Source organism: Shewanella vaxholmensis (assembly GCF_031932135.1).
Classification (GTDB): domain Bacteria; phylum Pseudomonadota; class Gammaproteobacteria; order Enterobacterales; family Shewanellaceae; genus Shewanella; species Shewanella hafniensis.
This window is the reverse complement of sequence record NZ_JAUOEV010000015.1, coordinates 37,625-56,069: the sequence shown is the minus strand read 5'-3', so window position 1 is coordinate 56,069 and position 18,445 is coordinate 37,625. Positions and strand designations below refer to the sequence as shown.

Genomic DNA, 18,445 nt, shown 5'->3' with positions numbered 1-18,445 from the left:
GCGTTACCATGAAATCATTTTTAACTGCCATTGCGGCATCGACATGCCTTATCGTGAGCCTATTTGCGGCGCCCACTGCACATGCGGATGAAAGCTATGATCAGGCGGTAGTCAATTTCCAAAAAGCGAAAGAAACCAGTAAGTTTTTCGACACAGCCTATGGCTATGCGTTATTCCCGACTGTGGGTAAAGGCGGCATAGGCATTGGCGCAGCCTATGGCAAGGGCCGAGTCTACCAAGGCGGTGTTTATATGGGTGATTCGAGCCTGACTCAATTATCCATCGGTTTTCAATTAGGTGGCCAAGCCTACAGTGAGATCATCTTTTTTAAAGATGCGAAATCATATGAAGCCTTCACGAGCGGCAGTTTCGAGTTTGATGCCCAAGCCTCAGCAGTTGCCATCAATATGGGTGCAAGTGCTCAAGCGGGAACTACAGGCAACTCAGCAGGCGCAGGCCAATCGGGTGGCAATCGCTCGGCCAGTGGCTCTTACATTAACGGTATGGCGGTATTTACCGCAGCGAAAGGCGGTTTGATGTTTGAAGCAGCACTCGCGGGTCAAGCCTTTAGCTTCGAGCCTAAAGCTAACTAACACGAGCCATTAAACGGTTAAATCAAACGGCGAGCCTCAGTGCTCGCCGTTTTGTAAGATATGCTCTAACCTATGGTGCAAAAGTGCGCGCGACACTACTCATGCCCCCAAGGTTTTGGCGGTAATGCGACGGGTTGAGTGAGATCAAAATCGACTTTGAAATCGCGGTTTTCGCGCGTGAGTTGATAGCTAAACGTCGTTGGGGTGATTTCCATGTGCCACACATTCGTGATCGACTGGGTTAGCCCATTCTTAACGAAATTATCGATAGATTCCCTATCAATGGGAAACGACTGTTTCAGCACTGTCCCGTCATTCATGGTATCGCCGCCATACATAGTCACAGCATCTTCGCTGCCATCTTGATGGCGATGGTCGTGTTTCAACTTAAGCCCTTGCTGCGTTTTAGTTAGCACCCAAGTACGTGAATGGTCATCACCCACATGGAACGGGATCTTAAGCTCAGTGTCGCCGCATTCGCGCACGTGCATAACTAAAGACTTACCGCTAAAGGCCGAGTCCGCAGTGTCACCCGAAACTACTTTGCCCGCAAAGGCTTGGCCGCAATGGGCGGCGATTTGCGCAAAGAAAGTATGCTGCGTTTCAGTGAATAAGGGCTCAGCTTGAGCCGCTATGGATGGTAAGGCAATCGAAGACAAACTGGCGAGCGCGAGACTCTGTAAGGCAATTCTGGACTTCATCTTGTTCTCCATTTTTTAGATGAAAAACACCCTAACACTAGGAAATAAATTCAAACTGAATTTTCCCTAGTGTTAGTGATGATAAGCCAAGTGATTACCAGCCGATGTAGGTACGTGAACGGTTACCGAGACGCTTTTTGATAAAGCGAGCCGCCATAATACTGCCTACCATCATGAAAATGAAAATCCCAGCGGAAAAGAGCACGCTAGTCACAGCAGAACCTGGTGGGAAGCGGAAACGCATTAAGGTCGCGGTGGCGTTAAACATCATGTCGAACAGCGGATGAATAAAGAAAATTGCAAAACTCATCTCAGCCACTTCCACTAACCAAGGCAAACGACTTCGTCCCGACAACCATTCACAGAAATTCAGCACTAATACACATAAACAAAGTTTCTGAATAAACTGCCAATCGATACCGTTATACTCAAACGGTGCCTTATGATAATTACCAATATGCTGCACTATGTAAGTTTGCTCGACTAAGCTCACCACTAAAAAAATCATCGCGAGGGCAGTAAAGATAGACCCAAAGCGCGTCACAATATGTTCATCTTGTGAATATAAAATACCAATCAAATAGAAAGGCATAAAATACACCACTGAGTGGATGAAATTGACGTTGCCTATGGGTCTATGCAGCAGAATAGCCACCACACAACTCAGTACAAATAGCGTCCAGCGCATCTGCTGTGAGCAACGGATAAACCATAAAAATATCGGCGAGAATAAAAATACCGCCATGATGAATGGAATATACCAATGCGGATACAGGATATAACCGTTACGTACCGTATAAAAAATACTCAGCAAGAGTTTGTCGAGCGACTGGTGCTCCATAAAAATCCAGCGCAAACACAAACAGAATAAACCGATCAGAGAGACGACTAAAAAAGGATAAAGTACGTTCTGTACTTTGTTCTTCATGAACTTGCTGTAGTCGAAATCCTTATAAAAAATACGATGGAAAAAGTATCCCGAGATAAACACGAACAAGGCCGTGCCACCGCGTAATAGGTTTTCCAATAACAGCGGGAAACCTTCTCCAGAGTTGTAAATACTGTGGCCAAGCACGATAAAGATAATCGCAATGCCACGCATGTAGGTAAATTCGAGCTGATTTTTTCTCATTATTAATTCATCGCACAGTAGAGGGTTCTTCCATCAACAACACTCGCAGAAACCCTAATAGTTCCATGGACTTCTGCTTCATTGAATACCAGATACTGACCCTCACGCTGAAAGGGGAATGCCAAAGGTAACAGAGTTGCAGCCTCAATGCCCTCACAATAATTTTGTACAGGAACATCGAGTAATGGACTGCCACTCACTGACAAGTTACTAAATTGCGCGCTCATCCCTAGGTAGGCTTGTGTCATTTCATCTTGGTACGGCACAACATAAAAACCAGAACGCACATCACCCACATCAATAAAACTACTGCTATCGCTCACGCTCGGCATAACCAATAACGGCACCCTAACGTCCTGCGCATTCAATAATAGCTGAGACAATTTCGCTTGAGTGGCAGGATAATACGCTAGCATTTGCTGTAACGGCTTCTTCTGTTTATTGTCTTTTCTTTCCACCGGCGGCACTGGTTTCACGCGATTTAACAGTAAATCTAGCGGTAACATGCCCGACATGACAGACTCTTTCCACACATAAGGGTCTTGAGTGCTATCCAACAATATACCCGCCAAGGCGCCGATATTTTCCGCCTCCGCCGTCCAACCACCCAACATTTTCCTCTGCTGGTAATAGTCGTGCACATATTGGGTCAGTATTTGCTGATAACCGAGTAAGGTTTGATTTTGGCTTAAGATACGTGCGCCAGCGGCCAATTCCACATACTTAGCGCTGCCTTCGACGAGGTCGTTGATGTAACCGACTCTATCCTCGTTCGGCGCAATTTGACGCCATTGCAGCAACCAATAGGCCGCATGGCTCAAGTGTAATGACTGCTGTTCGGGCTGTGCCAGCGCCGCCATTAAGGTATCAAATAACTGTAAACGGTAATAGCGGGCATCGAGGCTGAGCGGGAACACTTCGCCCTCGTAACGCCTCCCCTCTTCTAACACGCGCCATTCGGATTGTGCATAAAAGTGGAAAGCTTCATGCAGACCATTACTGGCCCAGATTAAAAAGGCTAAATCCGTGGGCTTAGTGTCAGCGCTAAATTGGATGTTTGGCGCTTCGAGTTGGATTAACACCCCAGGTTGACCTTGATATTGCGGGAAGCCGAAATTAATCGACAAGCCAGACTGTAGGTTAACCGACTCTAAGACGCTGTTATCTTGGATGATTTCACCGCCTGGCTGACGTAGCCAAACGTTGCCGCCATAACTAAAGAGGTGCACTTTATCTTCGAGGCGAAAACCCGGCCACAGAGCTTCGCTCTGGCGACTATTCTGCGCCATAAAATCGAGGTAAAGACGGGCGAGTTGTTCCGGAGAGGCTTCATCGGCAAACGCGGGGGTAGCGGCAGAGACACCTAAAAGCCATAGGATCACTACCATAATATTTTTCATTTATCTGCCTAAACAAACACAAGGGGTTTACAAAACAGCGCTAGCATATAGCGCAATCAAGCAATAGTGAAACGTTTGCAAAAAAATATTTTTCCCTTAAAAAAGCTAAGGTAAAACCAAATCAACGACTCCTAATAAAATCATATTTTTAGCGCAATTTAGTATCACTTAGGTCTTGGCGAGCACATTAGGCTTAAACCTTAGGTTCCGTCGGTTTATCGCCAAACCAGAGTGCCAGTTTATCCGCCGCGAGGGATTTGACTTCGTCATCAATATATAAGGTCACCATAGTCAAAGCGGCGGCAAGCGCCCCTAAATCGTCGGTAAAACCCACTAAAGGTGTGAGATCGGGGATCGCATCTAAGGGAGAAATAAAATACGCCAAGGCGCCGAAGATGACAGACTTGGCCCATTTAGGGGTATTTGGCTGCTGCGCAGCATAATAAAGCCACAGGGCACGCTCGATCACTTCCCTGCCCGCCTGACGGCTAAAAAGTTTAACCTTGTTCCAAAATCCGCTGTCGGTAAATTGTTCATCCACCATCATATCGCTCCTGCAGCTTGAGATTGTTTGAGTATCAATCTATTCCTTCTCACAGTGTACGACGATAAGCCGCTGGGGTCAGGCCAAATTGCTGCTTAAAACGTAAGGAAAACTTTTCCGCCGATTGATAACCACAAGCTAAAGCCACTTGTAGTAATGGCTCGCCCGAGTTTTGCAACATGGCCAAACCATGGCTCAGCCGGACTTCAACTAATAATTGCCTGAAACTGGTGTCTTCTAATGCCAATTTACGCCTAAGGCTGGCCGTGCTCATGTGTAACTTGTCGGCAATATCCTCCTGCTGCCATGACGCCGAAGGACTCACACTCATCAAGGCCAAGGCCGCTTGAGTCACGCTGCGTTGGGTGTGTCCATACAACCAGTTCACACTGCGTTTATCTGGCAAACTTAACAGTAATGCAGCCAAATAATGCAGTTGAACAGGATCGGCCAGAGACAAGGTCAAACTCTGTAATAGCGCATTCCAAGCTAAGTCCACCGCGCGTGATATATTTTGGACTGGCATAGGGTCACGCCAATCGGTAGCACTTGATAAAATGCCTTGGGGTAAATCGTGGGGGAGTAATAACTGCACCGCCCGATAACGCCCAAGAAAAGGTCGATTAACAAAGCTAATATGCGAACCAGCAGGAATTAACAGTAACTGCCCTTGGCCTACTAAAACAGATTCATCTTGCCAGAGCAGAGACTTTTCACCATAGATAACCCGAATAATCGACGGCTGATGTACAGGGACTTGAGATAAAGATTGTGCCTGCTTCGAATCATATTCAAACATACGGATCATGACACCAGCCTAATTATCAATGGATTATCGATTATATACCGCAGTCAACTTGGCGCTGCCGAGCGCTTGTGCCCTGAGCATAAAGCCCAATAAGGCAGGGCTAGCATCCTTTGGCAATTCTAAAGCACTGGGTAATGCCCACACAGTAAATTCATACCTGTGAACGCCATGACCTTGGGGCGGGCATGCGCCACCAAAATTTGTAGTGCCAAAATCGTTCTTCAAGGCAATAGCACCTTTGGGCAGTGCATCAACATGCGAGCCCGCACCTTGTGCGAGCGAAGTTTGCGCTAAGGGTAAGTTATATACGGCCCAGTGCCACCAACCGCTGCCCGTTGGTGCATCAGGATCATAAGCTGTCACTGCAAATGCTTTAGTTCCTGTGGGCACGTCAGTCCAAGTCAGTTGCGGCGAAATATTTTCCCCTTGGCAACCAAAGCCATTAAACACTAATTGCGATGTCAGTTTATTGCCCTCGCTCATATCTTTGCTCGTTAATGTCATAGCACTTGCCTGTCCAACGAATAACCCAAGCACTAAACTCGCCCCTAACCACCCTTTATTCATGTCTATCTCCTATTCATGTTCGACCTGACTCACTTTACGTCAATCAAAAAAATAACATCTGCCCTAAAACGACAACTTTCTGCCCCAAATGCTCAAATGTGAGAAAAAAACTGTCATTTTTGCAATTTTTTAGCATGAAGGTGATTTTGAAAAGAGAATTTATGCATAACCATGCAAGGGTGGCATGCGGTATAAATCGAGATACTTATTACCACAGCATGTTAATTAAGATTAGAAAAAAGCAATAAGAAAATTTATGCAAAAAAATATTACTTAAATAACACTGACAATATTTACTTTCATAATTTAGATAAAGATACTTAAGTATGATTGACTCAATTTAATATTGATAAAACAAGTTAAATTTAAGTGCCAATTATTAAAAAGTAAGACATAGGTCATGATTTTATTTATAACTCGCATATAAACTTCACTACGTAATAAAACCTAACTGTTTTCTCTAAGTCATAATGGAGTCGTATATGAAGAGGAAATCTAAAATAATGGCGCATATCCGGCGCACGCGGCATATCATGATGCCTAGTCAACGTGACTATTTCGATCATTCCTTTATCTTCCTCCGCTAATCTCAGCGCAGGTTGTAGGCCAATAAACAGGTCTAAAGTGCTATTGCTCTAAATTTTGCAAACACTTAATGTACTGTCTTTTTTTTGGTTTATTATCTTGCGTCACTATCAAAGCATTCTTTTATCAGTGCAGTTTTACTGCGGCTAAGCTATTTGTACGCCCAATAAATATATTTTAGTTTTATTTATTTCGCGACATTGGCATAACCACATCTAATTTGCACACGGAATAGCTATATCTAATTTTCATGCCATTAATGTTTTTAATTAGGTATAGGCACACTTGTATCTATTTTTTAAAAAGTAAAAGGGAAATTAACTATGAAATCATTAAAAGTAGCCGCTAGCTTATCTGTTAGATCTTGTTTCGATATCGACAGAGAAGTCGTCAATGTACTAACCACAGATTTTTGTGATGTGGGCGCGGCTGTAGTCTCTGTTGATGATGTTAGAAATGGTATTGTTGAAAAGATTAAAAACACCGGATTGAAACTACCGATATTCGTTTCAGTTTGCTGTGAAGAAACTTTCCCGGACGATGTTTGCTCATCGATTACTGGGGTATTTGAACTCTGCGGCGATAACACTGACTTCTACGGAAAACAGGTTGAAACGGCAGTCAATAAATATGAACAAGCACTATTACCGCCTTTCTTCGGCACCTTGAAAAAGTACGTTGAAATGGGTAATTCCACCTTTGCTTGCCCGGGTCATCAGGGCGGACAATTCTTCCGTAAGCATCCTGTGGGCCGTCAATTCTTCGACTTTTTTGGCGAAACGATTTTCCGCGCCGACATGTGTAATGCCGACGTGAAATTAGGTGATTTACTGATCCATGAAGGCGCACCACTCGATGCACAAAAATATGCAGCCAAAGTCTTTAATGCCGATAAAACCTATTTTGTACTTAACGGCACTTCATCCTCAAATAAAGTGGCGACTAATGCGTTATTAGCTAAGGGCGATCTCGTTTTATTCGACCGCAATAACCACAAATCAAACCACCATGGCGCGTTAATTCAAGCAGGTGCCACGCCGATTTATTTAGAAACCGCGCGTAACCCCTTCGGATTTATTGGCGGCATCGATGCCCATTGCTTCCAAGAATCCTATTTAAGAGATCAAATTCGCGAAGTCGCCCCAGAAAGAGCCGATGAAAAACGCCCCTTCCGTTTAGCGATTATCCAACTCGGCACCTATGACGGCACTATCTACAATGCTCGACAAGTTATTGATCGTATTGGCCATCTTTGTGACTATGTCTTATTCGACTCGGCTTGGGTCGGTTATGAACAGTTCATCCCTATGATGAATGACTGCTCGCCACTCTTGCTCGAACTGACGCCTGAAGATCCTGGCATTATCGTGACTCAGTCGGTGCATAAACAACAGGCGGGTTTCTCGCAAACATCGCAAATCCATAAAAAAGACAAGCATATCAAAGGACAAGATAGATATTGTAACCATAAACGCTTCAACAACGCTTTTATGATGCATGCCTCTACTAGCCCCTTCTATCCATTATTTGCGGCGCTAGATGTGAACGCGAAAATGCACGAAGGCGCGAGTGGTCGTTATCTGTGGCGTGAAGCGGTAAAAGCGGGTATTGAAGCACGTAAGCTATTGCTCAAAAAGTGTAAATATATCAAACCATTCGTGCCAACAATGATCGACGGCCGTCTATGGCAAGACTATGAAACCGAACAAATGGCCGATGACTTACGTTTCTTCGAATTCGAACCCGGTCAGAAATGGCACTCCTTCGAAGGTTATGAAAAAGGCCAATACTTTGTTGACCCTTGTAAATTCCTATTAACGACACCCGGTATAGATGCAGAAACCGGTAAATATACCGAATTCGGTATTCCAGCAACTATTCTGGCTAACTTCTTACGGGAAAATAATATTATTCCTGAGAAGTGCGACTTGAATTCAATTTTATTCCTGATGACACCTGCAGAAGATATGGCCAAGATGCAACATCTGGTCTCGCAAATATCTCGTTTCGAGAAATTAGTCGATGAAGATGCGCCTTTATCTGAAGTATTACCTAACGTCTACAACGCGAATAAAGCACGTTATCAAGACTATACCATCCGCCAACTTTGCCAAGAAATGCACAATCTTTATGTCAGTCATGACGTAAAACAACTGCAGAAAGAAATGTTCCGTAAAGCGCATTTCCCAACCAAAGTGATGGACCCACAGGAAGCAAATCTAGAATTTATTCGTGGCAAAGTCGAACTCGTTCCGCTGTCGCAAATTGAGGGAAGAATTGCCGCAGAAGGCGCGCTTCCTTATCCACCAGGTGTGCTGTGTATGGTACCGGGTGAAATTTGGGGCGGTTCGGTGCAACGTTATTTCCTCGCTCTCGAAGAAGGTATCAACCTATTACCTGGATTCTCGCCAGAACTGCAAGGTGTTTATCTTGAAAATACCGCAGACGGCAAAATTCAAGCTATGGGATATGTATTAAATAAATAATGAAAACTGACTGCAGAGTTAATTAACCCCGCTCTGCAGTCAATTTCAAACCTCCTATAATAAGTCACCTAAATTAGGTTATTAATATGAGTAAATCAGCAAATAAAATTGGTGTAATCCAATTAACGATTATCACCATAGTCAACATGATGGGCTCAGGCATTATTATGCTGCCAACCCAACTCGCTCAAGTCGGTACCATTTCAATTTTATCTTGGCTAGTCACAGCGGCGGGTTCTACAGCCCTCGCGTTTGCTTTTGCCAAGTGCGGTATGTTCAGTAAGAAATCCGGCGGTATGGGCGGTTATGCTGAATATGCTTTCGGCCGCTCAGGCAACTTTATGGCCAACTATACCTATGCCGTCTCGCTGCTCATCGCCAACGTCGCGATTGCGATCTCGGCTGTGGGTTATGCCGCCGTATTGCTCGAAGTCAACTTAAGCCCTATGGCAATTTGTCTTGCGACCATTGGCGTACTTTGGCTAGCAACCGTTGCCAACTTTGGCGGTGCTCGCATCACGGGCCGTGTGAGTAGCGTGACGGTATGGGGGATCATTCTGCCCGTGATTGGCGTGTCGTTAATTGGTTGGTTCTGGTTCGACATCGACCTCTACAAAGGCGCATGGAACCCGCATGATATGCCATTCTTCAAAGCGTTAGGCGGTTCTATCGCGATGACTTTATGGGCATTCCTCGGTCTAGAATCGGCCTGCGCCAATTCAGAAGCCGTCGATAATCCAGAGAAAAACGTCCCTATCGCTGTGATGGGCGGTACCTTAGGTGCGGCGGTGATTTATATCGTCTCTACTAACGTGATTGCAGGTATCGTACCAAACGCTGAACTTGCCATGTCGAATGCGCCCTTCGGTTTAGCCTTCGCGCAAATGTTTAATCCTGTGGTCGGTAAAATAGTGATGGCCTGTGCCATTATCTCTTGTACTGGCTCACTTTTAGGTTGGCAGTTCACTATTGCCCAAGTGTTTAAAGCCTCTGCCGATGAAGGATTCTTCCCTAAAATCTTCTCTAAAGTCAGCAAAGCCGATGCGCCAATTTGGGGCATGACAATTATTGTTTCTATCCAAACCGTCCTTTCATTAATGACTATTAGTCCATCGCTAAGTAAGCAATTCGAAGCCTTAGTGAACCTCGCCGTTGTCACCAATATTGTGCCTTACATACTGTCGATGGCAGCCCTTGGGGTAATGCAAAAACAACTTAAAGTGCCTGCCCATAAGGCCCGTATTGCTAACGTAATTGCCGTGATCGGTGCTTTATATAGCTTCTATGCCCTGTATAGCTCAGGCGAAACTGCAGTAATGCTTGGCGCCATGGCCACCTTCTTCGGTTGGACTATCTTCGGTGTGATTTCCAACAAAGCAACGGTTAACGATACACGTCCAGCCTAAATCCGGCTAACGCACTATCAAAACGATTAACAACAGCATCTAAAAGAACGGTTACTCAGGGATCATAGGCTAAGCCTATGATCCCCTGGAGAATACTTGCTCATTATCGGGGGATTTATGAATAAGACTTGTCTTGCTTTAGTGTTACCTATGCTATTAACGGCCACCAGCAGTCAGGCGGTTGAGCTTTATAAAGATCAAAAAAACACATTAGATTTAACCGGTTGGTTGGGGTTTGCCGCCTTGAATGACAGCCACGACACCTCGGTTATCGACGATTCATCACGCTTAAGATTTAGCTTCGAGCGCAGTGAGAGAAATGGCTGGACTGCCTTTGCTACCACGGAGTGGGGGATCAATATGGTCTCCAGCGACGATGGTTTAGTGATGCAAGGGGGCAAGCTCGCCGCCGAAAAGACCGATGATTTTCTCTATAACCGCTTAGGTTATGTTGGCATGTCCCACGATGTCTGGGGGAGTTTGAGCTTTGGTAAACAATGGGGCGCCTATTATGATGTCGCCGGCACCACAGATTTACCCAACGTTTTCGCAGGTTACAGCGTTGGCGCTTACACCTTTGGCGATGGCGGCCTCACAGGCACAGGCCGTGCCGACTCCGCCTTTATTTACCGCAATAGTGTCGGCCCAGTGCAAATTGCCCTGCAATATGCCGCCAAAACCAATGGCGATGTCAGCTTAAAAAATGATGACGGCAGCGAGATGAGTAACTCTGAGCTGAGTTTCGACAGCAGTTATGGCGCCAGCATCACCTATGCGGCAACCGACAAATTCAAGCTACTAGCAGGCTTTAACCGCGGTGATTTTGAAGGCCACTTAGGTAATACCCAAGTCGATGAAACCAATGAAATCATCGGCATTGGTGCCATGTATGGTGACTACTACCACTATGCCGAAGGACGCGAAGCCAGCGGTCTTTATGTGGGTTTTAACGCTCACCAAAGTAAGAGTAATGAACTGGTCAATGGTGATCTCTACGACGCCACTGGTGCCGAGTTGATGACAGCCTATCAATTCGACAACGGTTTTGTGCCTATGGTCGTGCTCAGTTATTTAGATTTAGACACAGATGCAACTACGCCCATCCAAGGTAATTGGACCCGCCAATTTGCCATGCTGGGACTGCACTATCGCTATAGCAAGGATACTGTGATGTTTGCCGAAATGAAGTTAGATTTCAGTGATATGGATGATGCCGCACTCGAAGCACAGGAAGACAACAGCTTCGCAGTCGGGATTAACTACTTCTTTTAAAGCTTAAGGAAATCTAGCCAAGGTGACGACAGCACTTATTCGACTTTGACATTCCTTGGTCGTAAATAGCAGGACTGTTTTGAATAACAGTCTTAAGTGGCTGTTTTAGTCACATGTTGAATTGAACCATGTTTTGCAGGACAGGCAGCTCGCGTCATCGCTCATATGCGTGGGCTTATTTGAGGCTGAGGTGCGGCGCACGTTCCGTCTACAACGCTCGCTGTAACACTCATTGGATGGTACCGCAGGCTTACCATTATCTCTACGCCACTCCAAGTCAGTTTCTGGAGTGGCTTTTTTTCAATAAAGAACTGCCAGATCCACGTTTGCTACGATCTTCAGCGGTACTTTAAATCCCGACGACTGTCGTTCAGCTCCCCTTCGCGTTAAAGGCTAATCTGCAACAGATTGATAAAGCAGCCAAGCCTAGCTTTAAGAGCCAATGACTTGCCTAGGCTTCGCCATTTATCGCATTGATACAGCGCTGAACCACGTCTTCAAAAGTACCATCTATGCTGACTTGGATAACGTCAGCTTCATCGGTCGCGGGCATCTCCAGCGTGTCGAACTGACTCTTGAGTAGTTCAATCGGCATGAAGTGGGCTTTTCTGGCAAACATGCGCTCTTTGACTAATTCAAAATCTCCGTATAGATGAATAAACACCAGCTTGCTGTTGTTCTGACGGATCAAGTCACGATACTGGCGACGTAGCGCAGAGCAAACAATCACCCCCTGTTCACCTTTTTGTTCAATGCTATACACAGCATCATTGATGCGCTCAAGCCAAGGAGCCCGATCGCTGTCATTAAGCGGTGAGCCAGATTTCATCTTGATGATATTGGCTCTAGGATGCAGATCATCACCATCAATAAATTTCGTCTCTAACGCCTTTGCAACCGCGGCACCTATCGAAGATTTGCCACAACTAGAGACGCCCATGAACACATAGCTATTGCCTTTTTTTCTCTCAGTCACTTTGTTAACCTCAAGCCCATTCTCGAATTTAGTCACTTCCCACTCTACCATATTACGGGTAACATGTTACCGGTAACCTACAAAAATGTGGACAACTTAACTAACAAGGAAAAGTCCTCTTATGTCTGATATGTCATTGATTCTGACAGCGCTGGGTTCAATCGCCCTGCTACTGTTCTTAGTGATGAAAGTGAGATTACATGCAGTGGTATCACTGATACTGGTGTCGATCATTGCCGGTCTTTTCTCTGGCATGAACCCAGCCGATATCACTAATACTATTCAACAAGGTATGGGGGGAACACTGGGCTTTGTGGCGGTGGTGGTCGCTTTGGGGGCGATGTTTGGTCGCGTCATGGAAGAGACTGGTGCACTAGATCAGATAGCCCATACACTGCTGAATAAATTTGGTAACGACAAAGCCCACTGGGCGATGACCTTTACTGGTTTTATCTGTGCATTACCCCTCTTCTTCGACGTTGCTGTGGTGCTGCTGATTGGCATCGCCTTTGCCGTGGTTCGTAAAGGGGGTGGCAGCGTGGTTAAAATTGGTATTTCGTTGCTCGCGGGTATTGCCACCTGTCAGGCGTTTCTTATCCCCGCACCAGGGCCTATTTTGGTCGCTTCCCAGCTCAATGCCGACTTTGGCTACATGATAGTCTTCGGTCTGCTGGCATCGATTCCGGCGATGATTCTAGGCGGTCCACTCTTTGCCAGTCTCATCTCACAAAAAGTCCATGTTGAGCTACCCGCCCACGAGCAGCAAGAAAAAGGCGAACGAGAAGGCGGACCTATCCCCTCATTCGCGCTATCAATCAGTATTGTGGTGTTCCCACTGCTGCTTATCGGTTTAAAAACCGTTGTGTCGCGCTTTATTGATGAAAAATCCGATCTGCATAACTGGCTCGCCTTGATTGGTCATCCCTTCACCGCCATTTTAGTAGCCTGTTTAATCGCATTCTATGTGCTGGGCGTGAGACGCAATATTCCCAATGAGCGCATCATGGAAATCTGTAGCAGTGCGCTCCAACCTGCTGGGGTCATTATTCTCGTCACCGGTGCTGGCGGCGTGTTCAAGCAAGTGCTGATTGATTCGGGTGTCGGCGATGCGTTAGGGAATATGCTGGCAGGTTCGGGATTACCGATTGTGATACTGGCATTTATTTTGTCGGCTTCAGTGCGCGTGATCCAAGGGTCGGCAACCGTGGCCATGTTAACGGCTTGCGGCCTTATCATCCCGATACTTGAACCACTAAACTTAGATGGTGCTCAATTGGCGGCGATTACGATTGCCATTGGCGGTGGTTCGATTGTGCTCTCGCACGTCAATGACTCAGGCTTCTGGCTCGCTAACCGTTTTCTTGGATTATCAGAAAAACAAACGCTGCAAACCTGGACGGTAATGGAAACCATTATTGGTACGACGGGCGGCATAGTCGCAGTCATCATCTCTGCGTTTCTTTAACGCTAGCCTGTGATGACAAGCATTAGCCGTTAAGCGAAAGATCGAGGGGAAGTCTACAATGTTTCCCCTAAATCAATACGATAGCCCAGATCGATAACCGATTCTGCTCTCTCTTTGCCATTTAACCTGTCTAATAGCTCAGTGGCAGCCATTCGACCAATCTCTTTTCTCGGGGTAATAATGCTCGCCAATTTTGGCGTCATAGATTGGCCGATATCATGGCCATGAAACCCTGCAACGCCAATTTGTTCAGGGATCTTAATGCCTTGTCTTTGGCACTCAAATATCACCCCCGCCGCTAAATCATCGTTGGTGCAAAAAAAGCTATCCACATAGGGATATTTCGCTAAGGTTTGTTGCAATAACGACGCCCCCAACGAAAACGACGAGGCCTCATTGGTGGTCATAGTCAAAGGTGTGAGCTTGGCTTGCTGCATCGCTAATTCGTAGCCTCGCATCTTAAGCTGAGTGCGAATATCCATGCGCGCGCCTAAGTAAGCAATGTGGCGATAGCCTTTTTCAATCATGGCCTTAACCATTTCGCATGCGGCCGCTGTGTTATCAAAACCCACACACTGTTGAATCGAAGGCGACACGCTATCCATCATTTCGATGACCGGAATGCCCGCCGTTTCAATCATTCGCACGGTACGCGGAGTGTGGTAACTTTCAGATAAAAGTAAGCCATCGATATTGTAAGAGAGCAGTGATGCCACCCGCTCCTCTTCCAATTCAGCTTGATATCCGTAGTGAGCCAGCATGGTTTGATAACCTCGTTTGCCGGTCACATTCTCGATACCGCGCAGCACTTCGGCAAACACTTGGTTGGTTAACGACGGTACTAACACGCCAATGGCGCGGCTGGTCGCTTGCGCCAAAATTTCCGGCGCGCGATTAGGTATATAACCTAAGGTTTCTAGCGCGATAGCTATCTTTTCTTGCGTGCTTTGCGCCACCCTTGTTGGATTTTTTAAATAGCGGCTCACCGTCATTTTGGTGATCCCAACTTGATCGGCAACGTCTTGAAGAGTGGGTCTACGCTTTTTATTCATAGTATCTAATGTTAGTTAACAAGCCGCGGGTATGGGTGAGATGTATAGCTAAAATATCGAATATAAACAAATAGTAGACATAAGCATCAGACGAGATTTTATAATAGTTCGCCCTGCGATACCAGTTAGGACTCTTTTATCGCGGCGCCGCTCATTGTAAGCATTTATCGGTAAAGATGATGAGGGGCTGATAACAAAAAGCTCAAGTGCTAGCCCGTATATGCATTAACTTATTTCAGACTGAGCTAAGGTGAACATACTGGCAAAATTGTGGCGAAATCAAAAAGGATTGTAAAAAAGGAGAATAAAAAGAAAAGTATCGCGGGATGATCGTGCTAGCTAGGCCGCTCCAAACTTATGTCAGGAGCGGCCTTTGCACATTATTTGTGATGGCTAAAAAAGTGATTACTTAGCCTGTTGGCGACCCTGAGCGGACTTACCAGCAGGTTTACCACCACTTTTTGATGGACTTCCACCTTTAGCCTGAGAGCCGCTGGCCTTAAAACCAGACTGGCCGAAAGGCGCTTTCGCTCCTGGACGGCTCGAATGGGCTCCGCTGGGTTTAGAGCCACTTGGTTTACTTCCCGCTGGCTTAGCGCCATTCGCTGCAGGTTTTACACCTTTAGCGGCCGGTTTTGATTCCGCACCAACTTGAGCTTGCGCGCCGCCTTTAGCTGCACCTTTAGATTTGCCATCGCCCTTGCGGTCATCAAATTGATTACCCGAGAAGCGCGTAAAGGCTTTTTGGCCTTGGTTGGCATCTTTCATCCACTTAGGTCCGCGCTCATTTCGACCTTCTGGCGGCACTAACTGATGCGGACTATTACCGATTAAGTCTTCACGCCCCATGGCGGTTAAGCCTTCACGGATTAATGGCCAACCTGCAGGATCGTGATAACGCAGTAATGCTTTATGCAAGCGACGTTGACGCCCTTTCTTCGGCACTGATACCACTTCACTGGTGTGCTTGACGTTTTTCAGCGAGTTTAACTCGGTATGATAAATCGTGGTCGCATTCGCCATCGGTGACGGATAGAAGTTCTGCACTTGGTCGAGCTTGAACTTACGTTCCTTCAACCACAGCGCTAAGTTCACCATGTCTTCGTCAGTCGTGCCTGGATGCGCCGAAATAAAGTAAGGGATCAGGAACTGTTCTTTGCCCGCTTCCTTCGAAAACTTGTCGAACAATTCTTTAAACTTATCGTAGGCGCCCATGCCGGGTTTCATCATCTTACTGAGCGGACCTTCTTCGGTATGCTCAGGGGCTATTTTTAAGTAGCCGCCCACATGGTGCTGCACTAACTCTTTAACATAAGCCGGATCTTCGATCGCCAAGTCGTAACGCACGCCAGAGGCGATCAATACTTTCTTGATGCCAGGTACCGCACGTGCCGCGCGGTACAAATCGATAGTGTGTTTATGATCTGTGCCTAAGTGGCCGCAAATCGATGGGAACACACAAGAAAGACGGCGACAGGTTTTTTCGGCCTTTTCGCTAGTACAACCTAAACGATACATGTTGGCGGTTGGGCCGCCTAAATCGGAAATCACCCCAGTAAAGCCTGGCACTTTTTCCTGAATATCTTTGATTTCTTTAACAATCGATTCTTGTGAACGACTCTGAATGATTCGGCCTTCATGTTCGGTAATCGAACAGAAAGAACAACCACCAAAGCAGCCACGCATGATGTTAATAGAAGTCTTGATCATGTCATAGGCAGGGATTTTTTCCTTGCCATAGATAGGATGAGGAATACGCTGGTAAGGTAAATCGAATACCGCATCCATCTCATCGGTATTGAGCGGCCATGCGGGCGGATTCACCCAAACGGCGCGATCGCCATGGGGTTGGAATAACGCACGGGCACAACCTGGATTTTGCTCTTGGTGCAAAATCCGTGAAGCATGGGCATATAAATATTTGTCTTCAGAGACTTTTTCAAACGCTGGCAGCAGCACATAGGTTTTATCCCATGGTTTAGGTTTAGGCGGCTGAACGCTAATTGGTTTAGGGGCTTCGTTATCGAATATCTTCACATCCGACGGGCCAGACAAGTTAGCACAACCCACATCATCGGCACCATAAGGATTCGGTAGCGGCTCTATCTTATGCAGTTGGTCAATCTTGCGCGAGTCCATACCGCGCCATTCGGGCAGCGGCTCTTTACGGATAACAGCAGTGCCGCGCACATCGTGCAGCGAGCTAATCGGTTCGCCGGCAGCTAAGCGGCGTGCCACTTCAACTAAAGGACGCTCGGCGTTGCCGTACATCAGAATGTCGGCCTTGGCATCGAAAATCACACTGCGACGCACTTTGTCCGACCAATAATCGTAATGGGCGATGCGGCGTAAACTGGCTTCGATACCGCCAATGATCACGGGCACATCTTTAAAGGCTTCTTTACAGCGCTGGGTGTACACAGTCACAGCGCGATCTGGGCGCTTACCGCCAATATCGCCCGCGGTATAAGCATCGTCAGAACGTAAACGACGGTCAGCGGTGTAACGGTTGATCATCGAATCCATGTTGCCGGCGGTGACGCCAAAAAACAGGTTTGGACGACCCAATTGCATAAAGGCGTCTTTGCTCGACCAATCAGGTTGGGAAATAATGCCGACTCGGTAACCTTGGGCCTCTAACATACGGCCGATCACTGCCATGCCAAAGCTTGGGTGATCCACATAAGCGTCGCCTGTGACTATGATAATGTCACAGCTATCCCAGCCAAGCTTATCCATCTCCTTGCGGGACATAGGTAAGAAAGGCGCAGTGCTGTCGCCTGTAGCCCAATACTTGGGATGACTAAAGAGTGTGGATTCAACTTGCATCGATTGTGACCCGAAAACGTAATGTCAAATAAAGGCGCCACTGAAAATAAGTTACGCCAATTTAGGGACGCGGAGTATAGCAGGCAATGGGGGATAAGTGCGATTAAAAAAACACCAATCGAGGCATTTTCAGGGGTATTTGAGCCAGAAGCGTAATACCCCTAAATCCGCTATGGATATGGCTTAGGGCGGAATTGACCGCCCAATTCCAAGCGTCTAGAGACCCTTTCCTAATCCTTGGGCAAAATGCAGCAAATTCACCAACGCCAGACTGATGATCACTATCCAAGTGAGCAATACGCCCCAGAAACGTCCAAAATGGTAACCGCCTTGGCCTTGGGTTAAACCGATAGCATGGAGTAGGCGCGCCACTATCCACACAGTTCCAAAGCAGTGGAGATAAAATACGGGTAAGCCACCGGCTTCGGCCACCAGCATGAGAATCAATACGATAGGCGCATTTTCGATCAGGTTTACATGGACGCGATTCGCTAAGGCAAGCGCATTGTTACCGCCATCCCCTAGGCCAATCTTGTGACTTTTTCTGACCTTCACTACGCGATAGGCTAAAGCGACAATTAATAGCCCAGTGAGGCTAGCGTAAAGACCCGTTACCATCAAAGACATAT

General features: G+C 46.5%; 16 protein-coding genes. 6 read left to right on the top strand and 10 right to left on the bottom strand.

The features are described 5' to 3' along the window. The first annotated feature begins 8 nt into the window (after positions 1-8). Positions 9-593 carry a YSC84-related protein gene (locus Q4Q46_RS13715; protein ID WP_006083498.1) on the top strand — a complete coding sequence of 195 codons (585 nt, stop codon included), beginning with the start codon at positions 9-11 and terminating at the stop codon, positions 591-593. Between the two features lie 95 nt (positions 594-688). Here the strand turns inward: Q4Q46_RS13715 and Q4Q46_RS13710 are convergent, their stop codons facing one another. The 6 genes from Q4Q46_RS13710 to Q4Q46_RS13685 form a co-directional block, all read right to left on the bottom strand. Next, on the bottom strand, positions 689-1,294 hold the full coding sequence (locus tag Q4Q46_RS13710; protein WP_311906230.1) for a hypothetical protein: 606 nt from the start codon (positions 1,292-1,294) through the stop codon (positions 689-691). A 94-nt stretch (positions 1,295-1,388) separates the two neighbouring features. After that, positions 1,389-2,426, bottom strand: a complete 1,038-nt coding sequence (locus Q4Q46_RS13705; protein ID WP_311906229.1) for an acyltransferase family protein — start codon at positions 2,424-2,426, stop codon at positions 1,389-1,391. A gap of 2 nt (positions 2,427-2,428) precedes the next feature. After that, positions 2,429-3,826: a hypothetical protein gene (locus tag Q4Q46_RS13700; RefSeq protein ID WP_311906228.1), complete on the bottom strand. Its 1,398-nt coding sequence runs from the start codon at positions 3,824-3,826 to the stop codon at positions 2,429-2,431. 193 nt (positions 3,827-4,019) lie between these two features. After that, positions 4,020-4,370: a YkvA family protein gene (locus Q4Q46_RS13695; protein ID WP_220593088.1), complete on the bottom strand. Its 351-nt coding sequence runs from the start codon at positions 4,368-4,370 to the stop codon at positions 4,020-4,022. Between the two features lie 49 nt (positions 4,371-4,419). After that, a complete protein-coding gene (locus tag Q4Q46_RS13690; protein WP_311891198.1) occupies positions 4,420-5,178 on the bottom strand; it encodes a helix-turn-helix transcriptional regulator in 759 nt (252 codons plus the stop codon). Between the two features lie 24 nt (positions 5,179-5,202). Continuing rightward, positions 5,203-5,745 carry a YbhB/YbcL family Raf kinase inhibitor-like protein gene (locus tag Q4Q46_RS13685; protein WP_113941436.1) on the bottom strand — a complete coding sequence of 181 codons (543 nt, stop codon included), beginning with the start codon at positions 5,743-5,745 and terminating at the stop codon, positions 5,203-5,205. Between the two features lie 470 nt (positions 5,746-6,215). On the opposite strand from Q4Q46_RS13685, the gene speFL reads away from it, so the two are divergent. The 4 genes from speFL (at position 6,216) to Q4Q46_RS13670 (ending at position 11,494) form a co-directional block, all read left to right on the top strand. Then, entirely contained in the window at positions 6,216-6,332 is a 117-nt protein-coding gene (speFL, locus tag Q4Q46_RS21335) for a leader peptide SpeFL (protein WP_100199882.1), read from the top strand. A 321-nt stretch (positions 6,333-6,653) separates the two neighbouring features. Then, positions 6,654-8,816, top strand: coding sequence for an ornithine decarboxylase SpeF (gene speF / locus Q4Q46_RS13680; protein ID WP_220776812.1), 2,163 nt, complete (start codon positions 6,654-6,656; stop codon positions 8,814-8,816). 86 nt (positions 8,817-8,902) lie between these two features. Further along, positions 8,903-10,222: a putrescine-ornithine antiporter gene (gene potE / locus Q4Q46_RS13675; RefSeq protein ID WP_106649127.1), complete on the top strand. Its 1,320-nt coding sequence runs from the start codon at positions 8,903-8,905 to the stop codon at positions 10,220-10,222. A gap of 117 nt (positions 10,223-10,339) precedes the next feature. Beyond that, positions 10,340-11,494 (top strand): porin, encoded by a 1,155-nt coding sequence (locus Q4Q46_RS13670; protein WP_311906227.1) that lies wholly within the window; start codon positions 10,340-10,342, stop codon positions 11,492-11,494. Positions 11,495-11,945: 451 nt separating this feature from the next. On the opposite strand, the gene Q4Q46_RS13665 is transcribed toward Q4Q46_RS13670, so the two are convergent. After that, the gene (locus Q4Q46_RS13665; protein WP_371833782.1) at positions 11,946-12,521 is read right to left on the bottom strand and encodes a gluconokinase; all 576 of its coding nucleotides are present in this window, start codon (positions 12,519-12,521) and stop codon (positions 11,946-11,948) included. Between the two features lie 70 nt (positions 12,522-12,591). On the opposite strand from Q4Q46_RS13665, the gene gntU reads away from it, so the two are divergent. After that, a complete protein-coding gene (gene gntU / locus Q4Q46_RS13660; protein ID WP_311906226.1) occupies positions 12,592-13,935 on the top strand; it encodes a gluconate transporter in 1,344 nt (447 codons plus the stop codon). A gap of 53 nt (positions 13,936-13,988) precedes the next feature. Here gntU and gntR read toward each other — a convergent pair whose 3' ends face one another. The 3 genes from gntR to Q4Q46_RS13645 all read right to left on the bottom strand — a co-directional run bounded on the left by gntR (position 13,989) and on the right by Q4Q46_RS13645 (position 18,443). After that, a complete protein-coding gene (gene gntR / locus Q4Q46_RS13655) occupies positions 13,989-14,987 on the bottom strand; it encodes a gluconate operon transcriptional repressor GntR (RefSeq protein WP_311906225.1) in 999 nt (332 codons plus the stop codon). A 405-nt stretch (positions 14,988-15,392) separates the two neighbouring features. After that, complete coding sequence (locus tag Q4Q46_RS13650) at positions 15,393-17,816, bottom strand: YgiQ family radical SAM protein (RefSeq protein ID WP_300480456.1); 2,424 nt, start codon at positions 17,814-17,816, stop codon at positions 15,393-15,395. A gap of 216 nt (positions 17,817-18,032) precedes the next feature. Further along, positions 18,033-18,443 (bottom strand): MAPEG family protein, encoded by a 411-nt coding sequence (locus Q4Q46_RS13645; protein ID WP_063884632.1) that lies wholly within the window; start codon positions 18,441-18,443, stop codon positions 18,033-18,035. Positions 18,444-18,445: the final 2 nt, after the last annotated feature.